Below are 21,587 nucleotides of genomic sequence, written 5' to 3' on the forward strand. Positions count from 1 at the left end.
CCGTACGGATCAGACCTGTACGCGGTCCTCGACGGCCTTCGCGATCTTGGCGATGGCCTCGTCGACCGGGATGCCGTTCTCCTGCGAACCGTCGCGGTAACGGAAGGAGACGGCACCATTGGCCATGTCCTCGTCACCAGCGATGATCATGAACGGGACCTTGTTCTTCTGCTGGTTGCGGATCTTCTTCTGCATCCGGTCCGAGGACGCGTCCACGTCCACCCGCAGCCCCTGCTTGCGCGCCTTGGCGGCGAACTCCTGGAGGTACGGGATGTGGGCGTCGCCGATCGGGATGCCGACCGCCTGGACCGGGGCGAGCCAGACCGGGAACGCGCCCGCGTAGTGCTCCAGGAGCACGGCGAAGAAGCGCTCGATGGAGCCGAACAGGGCACGGTGGATCATCACCGGGCGCTGCTTGGAGCCGTCCGGGCCGGTGTACTCCAGGTCGAAGCGCTCCGGCAGGTTGAAGTCGAGCTGCACGGTCGACATCTGCCAGGTGCGGCCGATGGCGTCCTTGCACTGCACGGAGATCTTCGGGCCGTAGAACGCGGCGCCGCCCGGGTCCGGGACCAGGGGCAGCCCCTGCTTCTCGGCGACCTGACGGAGCGTCTCGGTGGCCTCTTCCCAGGTTTCGTCGGAGCCGACGTACTTCTCCGGGTCCTTGGTGGACAGCTCCAGGTAGAAGTCGGTCAGCCCGTAGTCGCGGAGCAGGTTCAGCACGAAGGTGAGCGTGCGGTCGAGCTCCTGAGCCATCTGCTCCTTGGTGCAGTAGATGTGCGCGTCGTCCTGCGTGAAGCCGCGCGAGCGGGTCAGGCCGTGCACGACGCCCGACTTCTCGTACCGGTACACCGTGCCGAACTCGAAGAGGCGCAGCGGCAGTTCGCGGTAGGAGCGGCCGCGCGCGTCGAAGATCAGGTTGTGCATCGGGCAGTTCATCGGCTTGAGGTAGTAGTCCACCCCGTCGTCGAGCTGCATGGGCGGGTACATGCCGTCGGCGTACCAGTCCAGGTGCCCGGACTTCTCGAAGAGCTTGCCCTTGGTGGCGTGCGGGCTGTAGACGAACTCGTAGCCCTCCTCCTCGTGCCGGCGGCGCGAGTAGTCCTCCATGGCCCGGCGGATGACGCCGCCCTTGGGGTGGAAGACGGCGAGGCCGGGACCGATCTCGTCGGGGAAGGAGAAGAGGTCCAGCTCGTTGCCGAGCTTGCGGTGGTCGCGCTTGGCGGCCTCCTCCAGGAACTCCAGGTGCGCCTTCAGCTCGTCCTTGGTGGGCCAGGCGGTGCCGTAGATGCGCTGGAGCATCGGGTTCTTCTCGCTGCCGCGCCAGTACGCCGCGGCGTTGCGCATCAGCTTGAACGCCGGGATGAACCGGGTGGTGGGCAGGTGCGGACCCCGGCAGAGGTCCTTCCAGCACAGGTCGCCGGTCTTGGCGTCGAGGTTGTCGTAGATGGTCAGCTCGCCGCCGCCCACCTCGACGTCCGCGCCGTCGTCCGAGGAGGCGGAGCCCTTGATGCCGATGAGCTCCAGCTTGTACGGCTCGTCGGCGAGCTCCTCGCGGGCGTCCTCGTCGGAGACCACGCGGCGGGAGAACTTCTGTCCCCGCTTCTGGATCTCCTGCATCTTCTTCTCGATGGCCTTGAGGTCCTCGGGGGTGAACGGCTTCTCGACGTCGAAGTCGTAGTAGAAGCCGTCCTTGACCGGCGGGCCGATGCCGAGCTTGGCCTCGGGGAAGAGCTCCTGCACGGCCTGGGCCATGACGTGCGCGGTGGAGTGGCGCAGGATGTTGAGGCCGTCCTCGGAGGAGATCTCCACGGGCTCGACGCTCTCGCCGTCCTGGAGGACGTACGAGAGGTCCCTCAGCTCGCCGCCGATGCGCGCGGCGACGACGGTGCGCTGACCGGGGAAGAGCTCACCGGCGGTCGTGCCCGTCGTCACCACGTGCTCTTCCCGCTCGGAATCGCGTTGGATGATCACACGGACGTCTGACACCGGTCTCTCCTGACTGAGGGGGATGCCTGCCTTCGTATGGCTAAGCAGAACGAATCGTACCGAGCCCTCACCCCCCGATGCGAACGCCTTCCGGGCGGCCCTACGCCTCCTCCCCCACGCACGCCTCCTCGAAGAAGTCGACGTTCTCCTGGAGCGCCTTCATCAGCCGGTCCCGCTCGGCCTCGTCGACCTGGACGGGCGCGACCTGTGAGGCCCCGGTGAGACACCGGAAGCCGCCCCGGTTCTCCAGCCGCCCCTCGACCCGCAGCGGCAGCCCCACGAGGTGGGCGTGGCCCGCGATGCGGTACGCCTCCTCGTCCAGCTCCACGCGGACGTGCGCGACCTCGGCCCCGGCCAGCACCCGCAGCCGTACGATCCCGGGGCCGCGCGGCCCGGAGCGGCGCAGCCGGACCACCGCGCCGGTAAGCCGGACCAGCACGGCGGGTTCGTCGCGGAGGTAGCGGGCCCCGGCGGCGCGCAGGGCGGGCAGGTCGCCCGGGGAGAACTCGACGGGTGCGGGGCGGGCGGGGCAGCCGTCCGGGGTGCCCGCGGCGGGCGCCCACCGCAGATCGATCCGGGCCCCTTCCGAGCCGCGCACCAGGGCGACCAGCGCCTCGGTCAGCTCCCGCCCGGCACCCGCGGCGATCGCGCTGTCGAAGGCCTCCATGCCGCCGGTGGCCCGCTGGTAGTCCACGGCCTCCCGGGTGGCATGGAGGGCGTGGCAGAGCTGGACGGCGACGGCGCGTCCGGAGGCGACGGGGACGTACGCGGTGAGGCTGCGGCCGTCGGCGCCGGGCCCGATCAGGGCGTCGTCGAGGGCGGCCCGGGCCTTCCGGCGGTGCCGGGCACCGTGGTAGCCGGCCCGGCCGCGGGCCGCGAGGGCTCCGGCCATGAGGACCTGCCGGGCGGCCGACCGCAGCTCGTCGGCTTCGGCCCAGCCCGCGGCCCCGGCCGCCCCGGCCGCGGATTCGGGGACCTCGCGCCACCAGCGGATCTCGTCGCTGGGCACGGCGAGGGAGACGAGGACGTCGCGGGCGGAGGGGGCGGCGCTGCGGCCGAGGGCGAGGAGGGCCTCCTCGATCAGCTCTCCGCTGTCGGGGAAGGCCGCGCTCTCGGGCACCAGCAGGCTGGTGGCCCCGGCGGCGGATCCCGGCGGGGTCCAGCGGCCGTAGCGGCCCGGCGCGCCACCGCGCCGCTGCCAGCCGTGCCGGCGCAGGAGGGCCCCGAGGACGGCGGGGTCGGGCAGTTCGGTGCCCGCCTCGGCGAGCGGCGGGGGCCAGGGGCGGGCGGTGGGGTGCGAGCGGGCGGCGGGCAGTCCCGCCGCGCCCGTGGGCTCGTCCATCGACCGGTGCATCAGGGTCTCCCTCCGGCCCCGACCCGGGCCATGATGTCGCAGAGTGCGCGGTCGTCGAAGATCCGCGAGGTCGGGATGCGCACAGTGGTCCGGTGCCGGCCCGTCACCGCGTGGCCGGCCAGGTTCGTCCAGTAACAGCAGTGACGCAGGTCGAGGCCTCCGGGCCCGGCGTGCAGCCAGTCGTCCCGGCTGCGGGGCACGATCATCACGACCAGGATCTTGTGCACCGTCACCGGGGAGCGGGCGAGCTTGACGAGGTGGGCGTTGTCGAGGGTGAAGGAGAACGCCCCGCCCGCCGGGTGCGGCGGTATCTGGTAGGTGCACTTGAGCTGCACCTTGATGGTCACTTCGTCGTCGACGGTGTGGGTCGGGGCGCCGTGGCTGACGTGCCAGTCGATGCCGTTGTCGGGGAAGGGCTGGGACAGGGAGCATCCCGCCGCCGCCGCGACGGCGTGCAGATAGCCCACCTGAAGGGTCTCCATGCAGGCGGTGGTGGCGAGGGAGCCGCGCAGCGGCGCTCCCGGCTGCTGCGGCAGCCGGGGCCCGAAGGGCTCGGCGCGGGCGGTTCCCCCGGGGTCGGGCTGCGCGAGCGCCATGGCTCCGTGTGCCTTCCGGGCGTGCCGATCGACGGCAGGCAGCCTGCCGACGGGTGTGGTGGGACGGGACGGACCGATGGACGTCGACGGCAACTCTCCGACGTCTCACTTGTGTTGTCACCGCATCAGACCGCCCGCAAACGGCGTATCAGGCAAACAGCCCGGGTATCACCGATATCGGGCAGAGGAATCACTCCATCTGCCGTGCGGGTGCGAGGAGTTCGGGGATGATGCACTGGTTCGAAGGGCCGCTGGCCGCTTTTGACACGGAGACGACAGGCGTGGACGTCGAGCGGGACCGGATCGTTTCGGCCGCTCTCGTCGCGCAGGACACCGCGGGCGGTCGCGTCCGCGTGACTCGTTGGCTGATCAATCCGGGGGTTCCGGTCCCGCCCGGGGCGACCGAGATCCACGGGCTGACCGACGATCACCTTCAGCGCAACGGGCGTTGGCCGGCCCCGGTGATGGACGAGATAGCCCGGGCGCTGGCGGAGAGCTGTGCGACCGGCCGGCCGCTGGTCGTGATGAACGCGCCCTTCGATCTGACGCTGCTGGACCGGGAGTTGAAGCGCCACCGGGCGTCGTCGCTGGCGCGGTATCTCGACGGGGTGCCGATGCGGGTGGTGGACCCGCGGGTGCTGGACAAGCATCTGGACCGCTATCGCAAGGGCCGCCGGACGCTCACGGATCTGTGCGCGAGTTATGAGGTGGTGCTCGACGGGGCCCATGACGCGGCGGCCGACGCGACGGCTTCACTGGAGCTGGTGCGGGCGGTGTGCCGGCGCTTCTCGACCCGGCTGGAGCGGCTGTCGCCGTCGGAGCTGCACACCTTGCAGGCGACCTGGCACGCGGCCCAGGCACGGGGCCTGGAGGCCTGGTTCGCGAAGAGCGGGACGCCGGAGGCGGTGGACCCGTCGTGGCCACTGCGCCCGGAGCTGCCCGCGGCGGCGTGAGGGGTCCGAGGGTGCGGACATGCGAAAGCCAGCCCGCGTGATCGTTGCGGACCGGCTTTCCCCGGTGGGCGATACTGGGTTCGAACCAGTGACCTCTTCGGTGTGAACGAAGCGCTCTCCCACTGAGCTAATCGCCCGGGAACGGGTTGAACCATACAGGGCTTCGCGCTCTTCGTTCAAACCGCTTCCGGCCGGGCTCTACTCAGGGCGTCGCGGCCGGGAAGTGAGTATCCGAGCGCATGTACGGGCCGGGCGACCGGGGTCACACTCCCGTACATGGAACATGTGCCCCCGCCCGCCGAGGAACTGGCCCGCCTCGACCGTGAACTGGCCGAGCTGGACGCCCGCCGGGCCCAGCTGCTGACCCGGCGGGCCTGGCTGCTCGCCGCGCTGCGGCCGCCCGCGCCGACGGCCGCCCCCGGCTGGAACCCGTCGGCCTGGGGCGCGCCCGCTCCCGGCCGCCCGGGTGCTCCGGCACAGCCGTGGGGTTACGTCCCCCCGAAGCGGGCATCCGCGCCGCGCAGCGCGCAGAACGTCCTGCTGACGCTGGGCGGTCTGCTGCTGACGGTCGCGGCCATCGCGTTCACGCTGGTGAGCTGGGGTTCGATGGGGATCGGCGGCCGGTCGGCGGTGCTGGCGGCGGTGACCGTGGGGGCGCTGGCCGCCCCGGCGGTGCTGCTGCGGCGGGGGCTGACCGCCACCGCCGAGGCGCTGGCGGCCCTGGCCCTGGTGCTGACGCTGCTGGACGCCTACGCGGTCCATGCGGTGGCGGCCCCGAACACGGACGGGCTCGGTTTCACGGCGGTCGCGGCCGCGGTGCTGGCGGCGCTGTGGACGGCGTACGGGCTGGCGCTGGGCAGGCTTCACCTTCCGCTGCCCGCCGCCGTGGTCCTCGCCCAGTGGCCGCTGCTGTTCGGGGCGTGGGCCGCGGGCGCACCGGCGCTGGTGGTCGGGTGGGCGCTGCTGGCCACCGCGGTGCTGGACGGAGCGATCGCACTGTGGGGCAAGGGCACGGGGGCGCGGGTCACGGCGTGCGTCGGCGGATCGGTGATGGCGTTCTCGGCGCTGCTGGTGGGACTGACACTGTCCGTGACGGCCTCCGGGCCGGTCGGGGCTCTGGCGCCCGGTGCGCTGCTGCTGACGGCCGCCGCGGCCGCCCTCGCGGGGGCGTGGCGCGCGCCGAGGGGGTTCGCGCGGACGGGCGGTGTGGTGGCCGGTCTCGCGGCGGTGGCCGCGGTGGGCGGCGTACCGGCGGCGGCGGTGCCGGAGGACTGGGGGGTGCTCGCGTACCTGGCGGCCGGCCTCGCGCTGACGGCGGTCGTACGGACCCCGCTGCCGAGGAACGCGGCGCTCGGGGTGCTGGTGGCGTCGGCGGCGGTGGTGGCCGGGGCCGTGGCGGGAACGGTGCCGGGGGTCGCGGCGGTGCTGCTGGCCCCGGTGTCACTGCTATCGGACGTGTGGGCGGGTTCGCCGGAGGGCTTCCGCTCCGCACTGGGTTCGACGCTGCCGTGGACGGGCCTGGCCGCGGCCCCGGTGGTGCTCGCGGTGTCGGCCGTCCTGCTGGGCTCGGCGTACCGCTGGTGGCCGTCGCTGACCCGGATCGCCGCGCCGCTGCCGGCACGGGAGGCGGCAAGGCCGGGCGGGAAGCCGGAGTCCGCCGGGGCACCGGGGACGGCCGCGTACGGCGCGGAGCCGGTGGGAGCACCGGGCACCGGGGCGCCGGAAGCGGGCGGAGCAACCGTTCCGGGGGCTTCCGGAACGCCGACAGCGGGCAGTGCCCCGGCCGCGCCCGAGGCGGCGGCGCAGGCACCCGGAGCGCCCTGGTACGCCGGAGGCCGGGCCGGAGCGCCCTGGTACGCCGCTGGGACGCCCGCCGCCCGCAGGCGGCCGTCCGGGGCGGCCCTGCGCGGGGCCGCCGGCGCGGGGGCGCTGGTGCTGGGCTGGGGCGCGCTGTTGCTGGCCGGGGCCGGGCTGGATGTGTCCTACGCGGTCGCGGTGGCCGGGGAGACGGCCTTGGTGGCCGGTCTGCTCGCCCTGGCCGTACGCGGCGCGGGGAGCGGCCGGGACGGTTCGGCGGCGGTTCCGGTGACCGCGCTGGTGGCGGCGCAGGCCGGGGCGGTGAGCGCCGGGCTGCTGTCGCTGGCGTCCGAGGGGGCCTCCTACGCGGTGTTCGGCGCGCTGGCGGCCCTGTTCGGCGGGGCGGCGGTCCGGGCGGGGGCCGGGGTGCCGCGTGCGGTGTTCGCCGTCGCCGCCACGGCCGGGGGCACCGTGCTCACGGGGTTCGCGGGCCGGTCCCTGGGGCTCGCCCCGCACGAGGCCGCGCCGCTGATGCTCCTGGTGCCCGCGCTGACGGTGCTGTTCGGGGCCCGGCTGCGGCGGAACCCGGTGGCGTTGCCGGTGGAGCTGACGGGCGCGCTGGGTGCGCTGGTGGCCGTGGGGCTGGCGGTGCCGGACGCGCCGTTCCTGGCGCTGGTGCTGGCGCTGTGCGGGGTGCTGGCGGCGGGTGCGGCGGTGCGGCCGGAGCGGCGGCCGGTGGCGGCCTGCCTGGCGGCGGCACTGTTCGTCCTGGCCTCCTGGGTGCGGCTGGCGGCCTCGGAGGTGTCGTTCCCGGAGGCGTACACGCTGCCGGTGACCGTGCCCGCGCTGGTGGTCGGGTTCCTGCGCCGGCGGAAGGACCCGGAGGCGTCGTCATGGACGGCGTACGGTCCTGGGCTCGCGGTAACGCTGCTGCCGAGCCTGGCGGCGGCCTGGACCGATCCGGGCTGGCAGCGGCCGCTGCTGCTGGGGGTGGCGGCGCTGGTGATCACGCTGCTGGGTGCGCGGTACCGCCTCCAGGCGCTGCTGCTGCTCGGCGGGGCGGTGCTGGCGCTGGACGGGCTGCACGAGCTGGCGCCGTACGTGGTGCAGGTGGCCGGGGCGCTCCCCCGCTGGCTGCCGCCGGCCCTGGCCGGGCTGGTGTTGCTGGTGGTGGGGGCGACGTACGAGCAGCGGCTGCGCGACGCACGCCGGGTGAAGGAGGCGCTGGGGCGGATGCGGTGAGCCGTGCGGGTCCGGGGGCTCGCCGTTCGCGGCGGCTCCCGGACCCGCGGGGAAGCGGGCAACGCAGAGGGCCCGGGAGACGGATTCCGTCTCCCGGGCCCTCTGTCCGGGTGGGCGATACTGGGTTCGAACCAGTGACCTCTTCGGTGTGAACGAAGCGCTCTCCCACTGAGCTAATCGCCCGGGCGCACCGCAAACATTACCCCATGTCAGCGGTGCTCCTGGACCGTCCCCGGGTCACTCGCTGATCTTCCACGGCATGGTGATCCCGAACTTCCAGACGTAGATCCCGACCAGCACCGCCACGATCACGAGCCCCACCGTGGTGAGGATGATGTTGCGCCGCCGGACCTTGGGGTCGAGGGCCCGCTGCGCCGCCTCGGTGACCTTGCGCTTGGTCCAGCGCAGCACCAGCTGGGCCCAGACGAACTCGGTCGCCCAGATCGCCATGCCGGCGAAGATCACCAGCCAGCCGGGGCCGGGCAGCACCAGCATGAGCACGCCCGCGACCACGACGCCGAGGCCGACGACGAAGACGCCGACCTGCCAGCTCAGATGGAGCGCCTTCGACGCCTTGATGAAGCCGGGCGCCCGCGAGCCCAGCTCGCGTTCCTCCTGGTCCGGTCCCCCCGTGGCGGATGCCGGGGGCGCCTGCTCGGCGACCCTGTTCCGCTCGTCACTCTCCGCGTTCATGACCCCAACTTACCCGACCTGCCGCGGTCACACTTATGTCACTGGAATGGGCGCATAACCCAAAGTTACACGCCGCCGGGCGAGGGACTCGAAGCATCACAAAAGGGTCAGAGGGGTTTACAACGCCACCGTAGGTGGCATGTCGATTTCGCCGACGTGCGAATCCCCGAGCGCACACTGAGCGAAAGGCCCTGGCGCTTATGAACACCACGGTCAGCTGCGAGCTGCACCTGCGCCTCGTTGTGTCGAGCGAGTCCTCACTGCCTGTACCTGCGGGCCTGCGGTATGACACGGCCGATCCCTATGCCGTGCACGCCACCTTCCACACCGGAGCGGAGGAGACGGTCGAATGGGTATTCGCCCGCGACCTCCTTGCCGAGGGGCTGCACAGGCCCACCGGCACCGGAGACGTCCGCGTCTGGCCATCTCGTAGTCACGGTCAAGGCGTCGTATGCATCGCCCTGAGCTCTCCAGAGGGAGAAGCCCTGCTCGAAGCCCCGGCGCGGGCCCTGGAGTCGTTCCTGAAGAGGACCGACGCCGCGGTTCCGCCCGGCACCGAGCATCGTCACTTCGATCTGGACACGGAGCTCTCCCACATCCTGGCCGAGAGCTGAGCCAGGCAGAGAGCCGCTCGACGCCGTCCGACTCGGGGCGACGGCGTCGTGCCGACAACCGCATAGGGCAGACACCGGCGCCGTCGCCGCGGAATCCACCGCGGCGACGGCGCCGGTGCGTGTCCCCTCCCGCCCCGGCCGCCGGAGGGGTCCGTTCCGCTCCCGGGAGGGGCCGCACCGGCCCCGGCCGGGCAGGGCCGAGCCAGTAGAGTCAGCCGCCATCGGCAGGCGCCCGCCCGCCGAAGGCCAGGGAGCGAAGCGTGCTGATCCCTCACGACACCCGGATCGCCCTCGACACGGTGGTCGATCTGATGAACACCGCACCGGAGAGCCAGCCGCCACCGGACGGGACCGGGGACGGACCCGAGGACGGGCTCGCCGGCATCGCCGCGCTGTACGACTTCGCGGAGCGGCATCTCATCAGCGGGGTCGGCACGCTCGGCGAGAAGGACCTCGCCGCCGTGCGCGACGTACGGGCCCGTTTCGCCGAGGTCTTCGCGGCCCCCGACCCCCGCACCGCGGCCGATCTGGTCAACCGGCTCGTCGCCGCCGCCGGAACCACTCCGCAGCTCACCGACCACGACGGCTACGACTGGCACGTGCACTACTTCGCGCCGGACGCCTCGATCGCCGACCATCTCGCGGCCGACTGCGGCATGGCGCTGGCCTTCATCATCGTGGCGGGCGAGCAGGAGCGGCTGCGACGCTGCGAGGCCCCGGACTGCGGGCACGCGTTCGTCGACCTGTCGCGCAACCGCTCCCGCCGCTACTGCTCCAGCCGTACGTGCGGGAACCGGCTCCACGTCGCGGCGTACCGGGCCCGGCGCAAGGAAGCCGCGGGCTGACGCCGTCGCCGGCGTCGCCCCGCGCGGCGGCGCGGCGCGTCACAGCATGAAGAGGTCGTGCAGGGCGGCCATCAGTAACAGCACCCCGATGACCGTCAGGAAGATCATCAGAGGCGGCTGGGAGAGCGCGAAGAGACAGCCGCGGGGCTCTTCGGCGGGGGGTGCGGGGGCTTCGCCCCGGGAAGTGTCCACCATCTCGGGGTGATCATGACGCACCGACGGCCGGGTTGGCGATCAACCACCGGCATTACCCCGGGAGTTCACCGTCCCGTGGCCTTCGAAAATCGCTCCGGCGTACGGGTCGCCGTCAGACATTCGGACCGGGCGGCCCCGGGCGCCCGGTCCCTCAGATGCCGTGCTTCTTCAGGATGGCCTCGATGTCGCTGAAATCGTCGCCGGACGCGGCGGCCTCCTGCTTCTTCTTCGGCTTCGACTGCGGCTTCGCCGCCGTCGCCGCGGGCCCGGCCCCACCGCCCGCGCCGAGCGAGGGGGCCGAGGCGCCCGGGGCGAGAGCCTCGTTGCGCCCGGCCGCCCGCGCGGCCTTGCGTTCCGCGCGGGTGGTCCCGCTGCGGCGCTCGATGGCGCGGGTGGTCATGAACAGCAGCCAGGAGAGGCCGAGCACCCCGAAGCCGAGCCAGACGCTCGGATTGAAGGCGATCCCGGCGACCCACTCGACGACCCCGGTCAGCACGAGCCCGATCGGCACGAGGGAGTAGGCGGCGATCCTCGTCGCCGTGAGGAACCGCTTGCGGTACGCGGCCACGGCGGCGATGCCCAGGCCGGCCGCCGACACCGCGGAACAGATGGTCTCGGCAAGCATCACGGCCTCCAGGCGCAGGGGGTACGTCCCTTCCATCCTGCACCGCCGAGCGCCGTCGCGGCCACGGTGGCGTCCCACCTCAGGGACATTTCAGGGCCGGGCTCCTCCCCAGGGGGTGGGGCCCGGAGCCGATTGGGTCGCGTCCGCCCGGCCTGGAAGACTGGGCATATGAGCGATTCCACCCCTGCGGCACCGGTCGTCCTCGACCTCTGGTGCGACCTCGAATGCCCCGACTGCCACCGAGCCCTCGATGACGTCCGCGCCCTGCGCGGCCGGTACGGGGACCGCGTCGAGATGCGGCTGCGGCACTTCCCGCTGGAGAAGCACAAGCACGCGTTCGCCGCGGCCCAGGCCGCCGAGGAGGCCGTCGAGCAGGGCCAGGGCTGGCCGTACATCGAGGCCCTGCTGTCCCGGACCGACGAGCTCGGCCGCACGGGCGATCCGGTCCTCCTCGACGTGGCCCGCGAACTGGGCCTGGACGTCGAGGAGTTCGACACGGCGCTGATCGACGGTCGGCATCTGCTGATCGTCGACGCCGACCACGCGGAGGGCAAGGCGATCGGCGTCACCGGCACGCCCACCTATGTGATCGGCGACGAGCGACTGGACGGCGGCAAGAGCCAGGAGGGGCTGCGCGAGCGGATCGAGGAGATCGTCGACCGGACCCTGGCGGCGCGGGACCGCTAGGGCGGGCCGGGCAGCCGGCTCGGAGGGGGCCGCTGCAGCACGCTACAGCGCCTTGGCCAGGTTGTACCGCGTCGTCGTGTAGCCGAGGGACTCGTACAGCCGCAGAGCCGGGGTGTTGGAGGTGAAGACGTGCAGTCCGAGCCGGTCTGCGCGCCAGGCGCGGGTGAGGTCCTCGGCGAGCAGCATCAGCGTCCGGCCGTGGCCCCGGCCCCGGTGCTCCTCGCGGACCTCCACGTCGAAGACGAATCCGGCCGTGCCGCCCGGCTCCAGCTCCCGCAGGGCCACCCACACATGGCCGACGACCTCGCCGGCCCGGACCAGCACCTGGAAGCGCACCCCTTCGGTCGCCGGTCCGTCCGGCAGGTGGGCGGCGTGGTCGGCCTCGGACTTGCGCCGCGCCTGCTCGGGGGAGACACCGCGGTCGATCCACCCCTGGGCGTACGTCCGTACCGCGTCCCGCCGCCAGACGGCGAACTCCTCCTCGCTCATGTCGCGCGAGGTGAGGCCCTCGGGCAGCGGGGCGGTGTCCGGGCCGAGGTCCTTGACCATGTTGCGGCTGCGTTCGGTGTAGCCGAGGGCGGCGGCCAGGCGCCGGGCCGGGCCGTTGTCGGCGGGGACCTCCACGCGAACCCGGGTGCAGCCCCACCCCCGGAGCACCTCCTCGGCGGCGAGCGCCGCGATGACGCCCCGGCCGCGCCGGCGCCGGGACTCCTCCACGCGGAGGGAGCGGAGCACTCCGGCGGTCGGGCCGAACGCGTCGTCGGTGCTGATCGCGACGGAGCCGACGGGCCGCCCGTTGTCGCACACGTCGTAGTGGCGGGCCCGCGCGCCGTCGGCCCCCTCCTGAAGCGGCCCGGACGGCCGGAGTGTCGTCGTCATCAAAGGTTTGTATCCCCTGGACGACGCCCCGTCACGCGCTTTACGGGTCGAGGTCGTCGCCGGCGCGCTCGGCGAAGATCCGCATGGCCTTCGCCGTCACCGGTCCGATCCCGGGCGTCAGCTCCCGGTCGTCGATCCGGTGCACCGCCTGGATGTCACGGAGGGTGGAGGTCAGGAACACCTCGTCGGCCTCGGCGAGCACGTCCATCGGCAGGTCGGTCTCCTCGGCGCCGGTCCACTCGACGGCCAGCGCGCGGGTGATCCCGGCGAGGCAGCCGGAGGCGACCGGCGGGGTGTGGATGCGGCCGCCGAGGACGACGAACACGTTGGAGCCGGTGCCTTCGCAGAGCCGGTCGGCGGTGTTGGGGAACAGCGCCTCGGACGCGCCCCTCTCCCGCGCCCGGGCCAGGGCGACGACGTTCTCCGCGTACGAGGTGGTCTTCAGGCCCGCGAGCGCGCCGCGTTCGTTGCGGGTCCAGGGGACGGTGATCACCGAGGTGGCGTCCGGGCGGCGGCTCACCCCGTCGAGGGCGACGACGAGGCTCGTCCCGTGGTCGCCCCGGTCCGAGCCGAGCGGGGACAGCCCGCCGGTGTAGGTGATCCGCAGGCGTCCCAGGGCGACGGGGTTGGCGTCGATGACCGCGGCGACGGCGTGCCGGACCTCGTCGTGGTCCGGGTCGGACAGGCCGAGGCCCCGGGCGGACCGGGTGAGGCGGTCGAGGTGCCGGGTCAGCGCGAAGGGGCGCCCCTCGCTCGTACGCACCGTCTCGAAGACGCCGTCGCCCACGGTCAGGCCGTGGTCGAGCACCGAAAGCCGAGCGTCATCGGTGTCCCGCAGCCCGCCGTTGACCCAGATCCTCATCATGCGGTCCTTCCTGTCTCCGGATGCGACCCCGACGCTACAGCGAGCAGCCGGGAGGCCTTGAGTTCGGTCTCGTCCCATTCGCGCTCCGGATCGGATCCCCAGGTGATCCCGGCGCCGGTGCCGAACCGCAGCAGCGGGGCGGGTCCGGTCCGGTCGATCCAGAACGTCCGTATGCCCACGGCGAGCGATGCGGTCCCCCGGTCGGCGTCGACCCAGCCGACCGCCCCGCAGTAGGGCCCGCGCGGCCCCCGCTCCAGCTCGGCGATGATCCGCAGCGCGCTGGACTTGGGCGCGCCGGTGACCGAGCCGGGCGGGAAGGCCGCCGCGAACACCTCCGGCCAGCCCGCCCCGTCGGCCAGCAGGCCCCGGACCGTGGAGACGAGGTGGACGAGGCCCGGGTGCTTCTCCACCACGCAGAGATCGGGAACGCTCACGCTGCCGGTGGCGCAGACCCGGCCGAGGTCGTTGCGGACCAGGTCCACGATCATCACGTTCTCGGCGTGGTCCTTCTCCAGCAGATCGTCCTCGGTCCGGCCGGTGCCCTTGATCGGCCCGGACTCCACCGTCCGCCCGTCGCGCCGGAGGAACAGCTCCGGAGAGGCGGTGGCGATCTCCACCCCGTGGCCGGGCAGCCGGATCGTTCCCGCGTACGGGGCGGGGTTGCCGCGGGCGAGCAGGGAGGTCAGGGCGTCGACGTCGGCGCCGGCCCCGCCGTCGGGGAGCGGCGCGGACAGCACGCGGCAGAGGTTGGCCTGGTAGACGTCGCCCGTCGCGATGTGTTCACGGATCCGCCGTACGCCCGCCGTATAGGCGTCACGGTCCAGCGAGGAGGTCCAGTCCCGGGCGGCGGGGCCGCGCCAGGCTCCGGGCACGGGAGGGGGCACGGCTTGCCTGCGCACGTCGGAGAAGCGGGCGCAGACGATACGGCCCTCGAAATCAGCGGATACCGCCCAGAAGCCGGACGAGTCGAGCGCCGCGGGATCGTGGGTCACATCCCGCAGACCGGAGGCTATGAGGCCGTCGAAACGGGCCAAGGGGGCGAGGTCGGACACGCGAATGAGTCTAGGACGGTGCGCGGCGGCCTGCGTCGGGGCGAGGGCCGGGCCGAGGTCGCCGCAGCACGCTGCACAAACGCGTTTTTGTGCTGGCCCAGGAATCCGCTAGAGTTCAACACGTCGCCGGGACGCGCAAGCGGAACGGAAAGACAAGCGGACGTAGCTCAGTTGGTAGAGCGCAACCTTGCCAAGGTTGAGGTCGCCAGTTCGAACCTGGTCGTCCGCTCGCAGAAGGTGGGGGGTTCTTCCCGAGCCCCCACCCCTGGTGGAGTGGCCGAGAGGCGAGGCAACGGCCTGCAAAGCCGTCTACACGGGTTCAAATCCCGTCTCCACCTCCAAGGACGATTAGCTCAGCGGGAGAGCGCTTCCCTGACACGGAAGAGGTCACTGGTTCAATCCCAGTATCGTCCACTGATCCGCCAAGGATCATCGGTCCGCAAGGATCCCCGCGCGATTAGCTCAGCGGGAGAGCGCTTCCCTGACACGGAAGAGGTCACTGGTTCAATCCCAGTATCGCGCACGCAGTACACACGCGGTAAACGCAGGTTCACCTGCGCGATTAGCTCAGCGGGAGAGCGCTTCCCTGACACGGAAGAGGTCACTGGTTCAATCCCAGTATCGCGCACCAGCAAGAACCCCCGGTCGTCTCCACGGCCGGGGGTTCTTTCGTCGTTCGATCCGGTCCGTCGCGTCCCTGGGCGGCCCGGGCTCCGGGCCGCCCACGGCTGACGGCTCAGGACGAGAAGAGCATCCGGCCGAAGCCCTTCTGGCGGCGGTGGCCGTAGTGCCCGCCGTGCTGCGGAGCGCCCCAGGCCGGGGCATGGGCGGCGGGAGGAGCGGGCGGGTAGGCCTGCTGCGGGGCGGGGGGCGCGGGCGGAGCCTGCTGGGCCCACTGGGACTCCAGGCGGGTCAGCGACTCCAGCTCGCCGTAGTCGAGGAATATCCCCCGGCAACCGTTGCACTGCTCGATCTGAACACCGTTGCGGTTGTACGTGTTCATCTGCGCGTGACACTTCGGACACTGCATCATCGGCTCGGCTCCTCGCCCTCGTTGTGCCGTCGCCGGAATGTCTGCCCGGCCACGGTCCGTTCACCCTACGACGCGGGGCCGGGGGCCAACTCGGGCGGCAACGTAGCGATTCGGGCACAGGATTCGATCATCAGCTGTTCGTGGTGGTCCGGATCCCGTTGCTCCGCGGCGCACTTGGCGAGGGCGACGGCCGCCGTCTGCACCGTCAGCGCACGGGCGGGGACGTCCAGGGCGGGCCAGGGGTCGCCGTCGGACGGAACAGCCGGTCCCCCGGCGGCGCGGTAGGCGTCCAGGAAGGTGGCCCAGTCCTCGGGGGCCAGGAGCCCGGCCGCGTACCAGGCGGCGGGCCGGCCGAGGTCCCACGCGGGATCGCCCACCCCCGCGTCGTCCATGTCGATGAGCAGCCAGGGCCCGTCCGGGGCGGGGTGACGAACGAGCTGGCCGAGGTGCAGGTCCCCGTGGCACAGGGCCCCGGCCGTCCGCTCGGGGGCCGGGGCCTCGCCTCGTGCCCAGGCGGGCAGGGCCCGCCAGCCGGTCAGCACGGAAAGGGCGGGCGGGTCGCGGAACTCGGTGGAAACGATCGCCGCGTCATCACGCAGGGCCGCGCTCATCCGGGCGACCGCCCGGGCCGCCTTGGCCGGGCCGCGCATCGGCGGCAGCGGGAACGGGGGCTTCGTCCGGTGGAGGCGGGCGAGCAGGTCGGCGGCCTCGGCCCAGGGGGCCGCGCCGGGGTCCGTCGGGTCCACGGGGGCGCCGAGCGGCCAGAGGGTGACCGGGCGGGCGGTGGGTGCGGCCGGCGCCGGGGCAGTGAGCGGCGGAAGGAGGATGCCGGCCAGCTGCGAGGCGGCGGCCAGGGCGATCCGGGCGGCCAGGGCCTCGCGGTCGGTGTCCGCGGCGTGGGCCTTCGCGACGATCGCGCCGCTGCGCACCACCGTGCCGTCGGGCCGGTCCGCGAGCACCTGCGGCGGCTCGCACACGCACGGCGTCCGGGCGGGGTGGGAGAGGCGGTGCGCGAGCGTGCCCAGGTCATGGACTACGGAGGTCTGGGTGGTGGTCAACGGGCTCCCCCGGCGGCGGTCGGCCCGGCCGTGGCACCGGGCCCGCCGTGAGCGTAACGCGAGAGCCGGGCCGAGCCACGGCGGTGCGAGCCACGGCGGTGCGCGGGGCGGTCGGCCCGACCGGGGGCGCCGGCCCCGGCGGGGCCGGGAAGCATCAGGCCGGACAGCCGGAAGACACCTCGGCACGGCCAACCGGGAGCGTCAGGGCCGGACAGCTGGGAAACGTCCGGGCTGGGCGAGCCGGAAAGCACCTCGGCGCGGACAACCGGGAAGCGTCAGGGCCGGACAGCCGGGGAGCGCCTGGGCCCGAACGCCCGGAAAGCGCCTCGGCGCGGACCGCCGTGAGCATCCGGGCCCGGACAGCGCGATGCCCGGTCAGCTCCCCAGCTGACCGGACAAACGCTGCCGTCCGCCGCACCCCCGTCCCCACGGGGCTGTTGGCCGGATGTGTGGATCCGGACCGCTCTTCCGGACCCCGGGCGCCGCTCAGCGCCCCAGCATCACCGCCACGGACGACGCCTGTGTGACCACCGCTTCCCAGCCGCCGAAGACGACCGCCAGCAGGGCCGCCAGGGGAAGGACCATGGCCGTCGCCACCAACGGGTGACGGGTGCCGGACGGACGGGCGCCGAACGAGGCGTACGTCTTGCGTCCCCGCATGCGGACCACCGTCCGCGATGCCGTGTCCGCCATGGTTCCTCTCCTGACCTGATCGGGAAGCGGCGGGCGTGACCTCGGGGGACGAGTGCTTCACCCGCCGCTTGATCTCAACATTAGGTAAGCGGCGAGCACGGGGCGTCATGCCCGCGTACCGAATACCGGGCCTCCCGGAGGATGAGCCGTCGTCGATCGGCGTACTCCCCTGGGTGGAGACGGACCGCCGGAGGTTGGGGGCATCCCGGAGGGGATGTCGGAGTCCACCGGGTGCGGGCCCGATACGGCCCGGGGCCCGTACGGGCGTCGGCGGGTGACTTCACTCACGTCCACCGCTGCCCGGCGGGGGCCGCCCCGCCCGGAGACCACCGCGGACGCTCCGCCGCGTATCCGGCGGCGGTGGTCGCGCCCCGGGCGACGGCTGTCCCCCGGCGTTCGCTCGGTGATCCAATCCGCCTGTGCCGGTGGCCGTTTGGGGCGACCGGACGGCCGACAGGGCCGGATCCACCACGCACTGACCCCTCTTCACTTCCCCCGACCGGCATGGACAATCGAAACCCCGGCGAGGGCGCGGCCTCTGAGCGCGTCGGGCGCGGGGTACGTAAGCTGTGCCTCGTCAGGCGGACCAGGCAGCGGGGATGGGCAGACGATGGCGATGATGCGGCTCCGGCGCGAGGACCCGCGTCTCGTCGGCTCGTTCCGGCTGCACCGGCGGCTCGGCGCGGGCGGCATGGGCGTCGTCTACCTCGGCTCCGACCGGCGCGGCCAGCGGGTCGCGCTCAAGGTGATCCGGCCCGACCTGGCGGAGGATCAGGAGTTCCGCTCGCGGTTCGCGCGCGAGGTGTCGGCGGCCCGGCGGATCCGCGGCGGTTGCACGGCCCGGCTGGTCGCCGCCGATCTGGAGGCGGACCGCCCGTGGTTCGCCACGCAGTACGTGCCCGGCCCCTCGCTGCACGACAAGGTCGCCGAGGAAGGGCCGCTGGCCGCCGCGGAGGTCGCCTCGATCGGGGCGGCGCTCTCCGAGGGCCTGGTGGCGGTGCACGAGGCGGGGGTGGTCCACCGGGACCTGAAGCCGTCGAACATCCTCCTCTCTCCCAAGGGTCCCCGCATCATCGACTTCGGTATCGCCTGGGCGACGGGGGCGAGCACGCTCACCCATGTCGGTACGGCGGTGGGGTCGCCCGGCTTCCTCGCTCCCGAGCAGGTCCGGGGCGCGGCGGTGACGCCCGCGACGGACGTGTTCTCGCTCGGCGCGACCCTGGCGTACGCGGCGATGGCCGACTCCCCCTTCGGGCACGGCAGTTCCGAGGTGATGCTGTACCGCGTGGTGCACGAGGAGGCGCAGCTGCGCGGGGTGCACGACGCGTTGGCCCCGCTGATCAGCGCCTGCCTGGCGAAGGATCCGGAGGAGCGGCCCAGCACGCTGCAACTGTCCATGCGGCTCAAGGAGATCGCGGCGCGCGAGGCACAGGGGCTGCACGAGAGCCGGCCGCCCGTCCAGCGTTCCGCCCAGGACGCCGACCGGCCGACGGGGCGGATGGCCGATCCGTACGCCGATCAGCACACCCGTCGTGCGGAGGGGCCGTCCGGCTCCCGTCCGCAGCCCGGCAGGCGTGGCGCCCCCGTGCGTTCGGGACCGCCGCGCACCGGTGGGTCGCGCCCGCAGCAGGCGTCGCGCAACACGACGCGTTCGGGTGGAAAGAGCGGGAAGCGGCCGGGGGCCCCGGCGGGGACGAACGGGCGCCCGGGGACGCGCTCCGGGGGCCGCACGACCTCGGCGGGGCGGCGCCCGGCCAATCCTCGGCTGCTGCGTCAGCGGCTGGTGGTGTTCGTCGTGGTGACGTTGCTGGTGGCGCTGGGCATCGCGGCGGCGCAGGGCTGCCAGGGTCCGGCGCGTGGGCTGGGCGGGAGCGAGCGGCCGGGCGGGGTGTCGCAGGCGCAGGCGTGGACCGATTCGGCGCCGGGCGGTATCGGGGCCGGTCACGCTTCCGTCTCCCGTGCCGGTGCCGACGAGCGTCACGGGTCCGCGGTTCCGGCAGGGCCGGCGGCCTGACGCCGACGCCCGGACCGGTCGGGGCCGGTCGCGCTCAGCTCTCCGGGCGTCCCGTGGCCACCGCGTAGAAGGCGACCGCGGCGGCGGCTCCCACGTTCAGTGAGTCGACGCCGTGCGCCATCGGGATGCGGACCCATGCGTCGGCCGCCATCAGGGCACGCGTGGACAGCCCGTCGCCCTCGGCTCCGAGCATCAGCGCCACCCGTTCCAACCGGTGCGGGGCCGCCTCGTCGATGCTGGTGGCCTTGGCGGCCGGGGTGAGGGCGAGGAGCCGAAAGCCGGCCTCCCGTACCGTTTCCAGCGACGTGGGCCAGGCTTCGAGCCGCGCGTAGGGGACGGAGAAGACCGCGCCCATCGAGACCTTGACGGAGCGCCGGTAGAGAGGGTCGGCGCAGTCCGGGGAGAGCAGGACCGCGTCCATGCCCAGGGCCGCCGCGCTGCGGAAGATGGCGCCGATGTTGGTGTGGTCGTTCACCGATTCCATGACCACGACGCGGCGCGCGGTGGCGAGCAGTTCGTCGGCCGCGGGCAGCGGCTTGCGCTGCATGGAGGCGAGCGCGCCGCGGTGCACGTGGTAGCCGGTGACGCGTTCGGCCAGCTCGGGGGCGACCGCGTACACCGGTGCCGGGACCTCGTCGATGACATCGCGCATCACGTCGACCCACTTGGCCGAGAGCAGCATGGACCGCATCTCGTACCCGGTCTGCCGGGCGCGGCGGATCACCTTCTCGCCCTCGGCGATGAAGAGGCCTTCGGCGGGTTCGCGCCGTCGTCGCAGCTCGACGTCGGTCAGGCCGATGTAGTCGCTCAGCCGCGGGTCGTCGGGGTCGTCGACGGTGATGAGTTCTGCCACAGGGTGATACTGCCTTGTCCGGTGTGCGGTGCCAACGCCCGGGAGGGAGTTGCGTAACCGCGGGTTACGGGGCGGGGGGGAGCCCTTGCCTACTCGGCCGCGTCCTGGACGGGGGCCGGCGCGGAGTCGGGGCCGACCGCGACGACCTCGCCGATGACGATCACGGCGGGCGGCCGTACGTCCTCGGCCACCGCTCGCTCCCCGACGTCCGCGAGGGTCGCGTCGACCCGGCGCTGGGCGGCGGTGGTGCCCTCCTGGACGAGGGCGACCGGGGTGGCCGGGTCCTTGCCGTGGGCGATCAGGGCGGCGGCGATGGCGCCGATCTTGTCGACGGCCATGAGAAGGACCAGGGTGCCTCGCAGCCGGGCGATCGCCTCCCAGTCGACCAGCGAGCGCGGGTCCTCGGGGGCGACGTGGCCGCTCACCACGGTGAACTCGTGGGCGACGCCCCGGTGGGTGACCGGGATGCCGGCCGCCCCGGGGACGGAGATGGTGCTGGAGATGCCGGGGACGACCGTGCAGGGGATGCCCTCGGCGGCCAGCGCCTGGGCCTCCTCCATGCCGCGGCCGAAGACGAACGGGTCGCCGCCCTTGAGCCGGACCACGGACTTGCCCGCCTTGGCGTGCTCGATGAGCGCCTGGTTGATCGCCTCCTGGGCCATGAACCGGCCGTACGGGATCTTCGCGGCGTCGATGACCTCGACGTGCGGCGGCAGTTCGTCGAGCAGGTCGCGGGGGCCGAGCCGGTCGGCGATGACCACGTCGGCCTCGGCGAGGAGGCGGCGGCCCCGGACGGTGATCAGGTCCGGGTCGCCGGGGCCGCCGCCGACGAGCGCGACGCCGGGGGCGCGGGTGCGGTGGTGCGGGGCGGCGAGTGTGCCGTCGCGCAGGCCTTCGACGATGACGTCGCGGAGGGCGGCGGAGTGCCGGGGGTCTCGGCCTCGGGGGGTGGTGTTGAGGACGGCGACGGTGATGTTCTCGATACGGCCGGTGGCCGGGGTCCAAGCGGTGGCGGCCTCGGCGTCGTCGGACCGGACGCACCAGGTGCGGGTGCGCTCGGCCTCGGCGGAGGCGGCGTCGTTGGCCGTGGTGTCGGAGGAGGCGACAAGGGCGTACCAGGTGTCGGCGAGGTCGCCGTCCTGGTAGCGGCGGCGCTCCCAGCGGATCTCCCCGGCGTCCGCCATCGCCTCGACGGAGGGGGTGGCGGAGGGGGAGATCAGGGTGATGACGGCACCGGTGGCGATGAGCTGCGGCAGCCTGCGCTGGGCGACCTGTCCGCCGCCGATGACGACGACGCGGCGGCCGTGGAGGCGCAGGCCTACGGGGTACGCGGGGTGGTCGGCGTGGTCTGCGTGCTCGGCCATGGCGGTACGGCTCCTCGTGCGGGTGCTGCGTTTCGTGCCGCTGCGGCGGTGGAGCGGCTGTGACGTGCGGAGAGTGGGGTTGCGGGTGGGAACACGATACGGGGTGGGGGTGGGTGGGACGCCTGGGGTGGGGCCCCTGCGGCGGGCCTCTCCCCTACCCGCCCCATCCCGGAACCGGGGCTCCGCCCC

The 21,587-nt window shown here is 73.3% G+C and carries 20 protein-coding genes and 7 tRNA genes; 11 read left to right on the forward strand and 16 right to left on the reverse strand.

The genetic code is table 11. The features are described from left to right. Positions 1 to 9: 9 nt before the first annotated feature. The 3 genes from thrS to CCZ36_RS04310 all read right to left on the reverse strand — a co-directional run bounded on the left by thrS (position 10) and on the right by CCZ36_RS04310 (position 3,936). On the reverse strand, positions 10 to 1,986 hold the full coding sequence (gene thrS / locus CCZ36_RS04300; RefSeq protein WP_128817053.1) for a threonine--tRNA ligase: 1,977 nt from the start codon (positions 1,984 to 1,986) through the stop codon (positions 10 to 12). Between the two features lie 100 nt (positions 1,987 to 2,086). Beyond that, positions 2,087 to 3,340 carry a hypothetical protein gene (locus CCZ36_RS04305; RefSeq protein ID WP_128817054.1) on the reverse strand — a complete coding sequence of 418 codons (1,254 nt, stop codon included), beginning with the start codon at positions 3,338 to 3,340 and terminating at the stop codon, positions 2,087 to 2,089. Beyond that, on the reverse strand, positions 3,340 to 3,936 hold the full coding sequence (locus CCZ36_RS04310) for a DUF4365 domain-containing protein (protein ID WP_069740696.1): 597 nt from the start codon (positions 3,934 to 3,936) through the stop codon (positions 3,340 to 3,342). Before CCZ36_RS04310 ends, CCZ36_RS04305 begins: the two co-directional genes overlap by 1 nt. A gap of 227 nt (positions 3,937 to 4,163) precedes the next feature. Between CCZ36_RS04310 and CCZ36_RS04315 the strand changes: the two genes are divergently transcribed. Then, positions 4,164 to 4,889 carry a 3'-5' exonuclease gene (locus CCZ36_RS04315; protein WP_128817055.1) on the forward strand — a complete coding sequence of 242 codons (726 nt, stop codon included), beginning with the start codon at positions 4,164 to 4,166 and terminating at the stop codon, positions 4,887 to 4,889. Positions 4,890 to 4,954: 65 nt separating this feature from the next. On the opposite strand, the gene CCZ36_RS04320 is transcribed toward CCZ36_RS04315, so the two are convergent. Continuing rightward, positions 4,955 to 5,026, reverse strand: a tRNA-Val gene (locus CCZ36_RS04320). A gap of 139 nt (positions 5,027 to 5,165) precedes the next feature. Here CCZ36_RS04320 and CCZ36_RS04325 point away from each other — a divergent pair. After that, on the forward strand, positions 5,166 to 7,928 hold the full coding sequence (locus tag CCZ36_RS04325; RefSeq protein WP_128817056.1) for an SCO7613 C-terminal domain-containing membrane protein: 2,763 nt from the start codon (positions 5,166 to 5,168) through the stop codon (positions 7,926 to 7,928). Between the two features lie 111 nt (positions 7,929 to 8,039). Here the strand turns inward: CCZ36_RS04325 and CCZ36_RS04330 are convergent. Both CCZ36_RS04330 and CCZ36_RS04335 read right to left on the reverse strand, forming a co-directional pair. Next, positions 8,040 to 8,111 (reverse strand) — tRNA-Val (locus tag CCZ36_RS04330). 54 nt (positions 8,112 to 8,165) lie between these two features. After that, positions 8,166 to 8,621, reverse strand: a complete 456-nt coding sequence (locus tag CCZ36_RS04335) for a TIGR02611 family protein (RefSeq protein WP_069740407.1) — start codon at positions 8,619 to 8,621, stop codon at positions 8,166 to 8,168. A gap of 200 nt (positions 8,622 to 8,821) precedes the next feature. Here CCZ36_RS04335 and CCZ36_RS04340 point away from each other — a divergent pair, with 200 nt between their 5' ends. Then, on the forward strand, positions 8,822 to 9,235 hold the full coding sequence (locus CCZ36_RS04340; protein WP_003959770.1) for an SsgA family sporulation/cell division regulator: 414 nt from the start codon (positions 8,822 to 8,824) through the stop codon (positions 9,233 to 9,235). Between the two features lie 260 nt (positions 9,236 to 9,495). Further along, a complete protein-coding gene (locus tag CCZ36_RS04345; protein WP_069740408.1) occupies positions 9,496 to 10,080 on the forward strand; it encodes a CGNR zinc finger domain-containing protein in 585 nt (194 codons plus the stop codon). A gap of 39 nt (positions 10,081 to 10,119) precedes the next feature. On the opposite strand, the gene CCZ36_RS34700 is transcribed toward CCZ36_RS04345, so the two are convergent. Both CCZ36_RS34700 and CCZ36_RS04350 read right to left on the reverse strand, forming a co-directional pair. Continuing rightward, positions 10,120 to 10,275, reverse strand: a complete 156-nt coding sequence (locus CCZ36_RS34700) for a hypothetical protein (RefSeq protein WP_164873483.1) — start codon at positions 10,273 to 10,275, stop codon at positions 10,120 to 10,122. Positions 10,276 to 10,426: 151 nt separating this feature from the next. Beyond that, entirely contained in the window at positions 10,427 to 10,900 is a 474-nt protein-coding gene (locus tag CCZ36_RS04350) for a hypothetical protein (RefSeq protein WP_069740417.1), read from the reverse strand. Between the two features lie 168 nt (positions 10,901 to 11,068). Between CCZ36_RS04350 and CCZ36_RS04355 the strand changes: the two genes are divergently transcribed. Then, positions 11,069 to 11,587, forward strand: coding sequence for a DsbA family protein (locus CCZ36_RS04355; RefSeq protein WP_164873484.1), 519 nt, complete (start codon positions 11,069 to 11,071; stop codon positions 11,585 to 11,587). Between the two features lie 42 nt (positions 11,588 to 11,629). On the opposite strand, the gene CCZ36_RS04360 is transcribed toward CCZ36_RS04355, so the two are convergent. From CCZ36_RS04360 to CCZ36_RS04370, 3 genes are read right to left on the reverse strand one after another with little or no spacing between them, the layout of a single operon-like run. Beyond that, the gene (locus CCZ36_RS04360) at positions 11,630 to 12,466 is read right to left on the reverse strand and encodes a GNAT family N-acetyltransferase (RefSeq protein WP_128817057.1); all 837 of its coding nucleotides are present in this window, start codon (positions 12,464 to 12,466) and stop codon (positions 11,630 to 11,632) included. Positions 12,467 to 12,506: 40 nt separating this feature from the next. After that, the gene (locus CCZ36_RS04365; RefSeq protein ID WP_069744689.1) at positions 12,507 to 13,328 is read right to left on the reverse strand and encodes an aminotransferase class IV; all 822 of its coding nucleotides are present in this window, start codon (positions 13,326 to 13,328) and stop codon (positions 12,507 to 12,509) included. After that, complete coding sequence (locus tag CCZ36_RS04370) at positions 13,328 to 14,383, reverse strand: chorismate-binding protein (protein WP_176735328.1); 1,056 nt, start codon at positions 14,381 to 14,383, stop codon at positions 13,328 to 13,330. Before CCZ36_RS04370 ends, CCZ36_RS04365 begins: the two co-directional genes overlap by 1 nt. 156 nt (positions 14,384 to 14,539) lie before the next feature. On the opposite strand from CCZ36_RS04370, the gene CCZ36_RS04375 reads away from it, so the two are divergent. The 5 genes from CCZ36_RS04375 (at position 14,540) to CCZ36_RS04395 (ending at position 15,014) form a co-directional block, all read left to right on the forward strand. After that, positions 14,540 to 14,612, forward strand: a tRNA-Gly gene (locus CCZ36_RS04375). 38 nt (positions 14,613 to 14,650) lie between these two features. Next, positions 14,651 to 14,724, forward strand: a tRNA-Cys gene (locus CCZ36_RS04380). 1 nt (position 14,725) lies between these two features. Further along, a tRNA-Val gene (locus CCZ36_RS04385) sits at positions 14,726 to 14,797 on the forward strand. A 37-nt stretch (positions 14,798 to 14,834) separates the two neighbouring features. Further along, positions 14,835 to 14,906: transfer RNA gene (locus CCZ36_RS04390), tRNA-Val, on the forward strand. A 33-nt stretch (positions 14,907 to 14,939) separates the two neighbouring features. Continuing rightward, positions 14,940 to 15,014 (forward strand) — tRNA-Val (locus tag CCZ36_RS04395). Between the two features lie 105 nt (positions 15,015 to 15,119). Here CCZ36_RS04395 and CCZ36_RS04400 read toward each other — a convergent pair. From CCZ36_RS04400 to CCZ36_RS04410, 3 genes are all read right to left on the reverse strand, one after another. After that, entirely contained in the window at positions 15,120 to 15,416 is a 297-nt protein-coding gene (locus tag CCZ36_RS04400) for a TFIIB-type zinc ribbon-containing protein (protein WP_010070170.1), read from the reverse strand. Positions 15,417 to 15,481: 65 nt separating this feature from the next. Beyond that, complete coding sequence (locus CCZ36_RS04405; RefSeq protein WP_128817058.1) at positions 15,482 to 16,474, reverse strand: phosphotransferase family protein; 993 nt, start codon at positions 16,472 to 16,474, stop codon at positions 15,482 to 15,484. Between the two features lie 486 nt (positions 16,475 to 16,960). Beyond that, complete coding sequence (locus CCZ36_RS04410; RefSeq protein ID WP_069740413.1) at positions 16,961 to 17,167, reverse strand: hypothetical protein; 207 nt, start codon at positions 17,165 to 17,167, stop codon at positions 16,961 to 16,963. Between the two features lie 610 nt (positions 17,168 to 17,777). Between CCZ36_RS04410 and CCZ36_RS04415 the strand changes: the two genes are divergently transcribed. Further along, positions 17,778 to 19,181 carry a serine/threonine protein kinase gene (locus CCZ36_RS04415; RefSeq protein WP_128817059.1) on the forward strand — a complete coding sequence of 468 codons (1,404 nt, stop codon included), beginning with the start codon at positions 17,778 to 17,780 and terminating at the stop codon, positions 19,179 to 19,181. A gap of 34 nt (positions 19,182 to 19,215) precedes the next feature. Here the strand turns inward: CCZ36_RS04415 and CCZ36_RS04420 are convergent, their stop codons facing one another. Then, complete coding sequence (locus tag CCZ36_RS04420; protein WP_069744691.1) at positions 19,216 to 20,034, reverse strand: TrmH family RNA methyltransferase; 819 nt, start codon at positions 20,032 to 20,034, stop codon at positions 19,216 to 19,218. An 89-nt stretch (positions 20,035 to 20,123) separates the two neighbouring features. Then, positions 20,124 to 21,398 carry a uroporphyrinogen-III C-methyltransferase gene (cobA, locus tag CCZ36_RS04425; protein WP_069740416.1) on the reverse strand — a complete coding sequence of 425 codons (1,275 nt, stop codon included), beginning with the start codon at positions 21,396 to 21,398 and terminating at the stop codon, positions 20,124 to 20,126. Positions 21,399 to 21,587 lie beyond the last annotated feature (189 nt).

Origin of the sequence: Streptomyces sp. S063 (genome assembly GCF_002832675.1) — a bacterium.
Taxonomy (GTDB): Bacteria; Actinomycetota; Actinomycetes; order Streptomycetales; family Streptomycetaceae; genus Streptomyces; species Streptomyces sindenensis.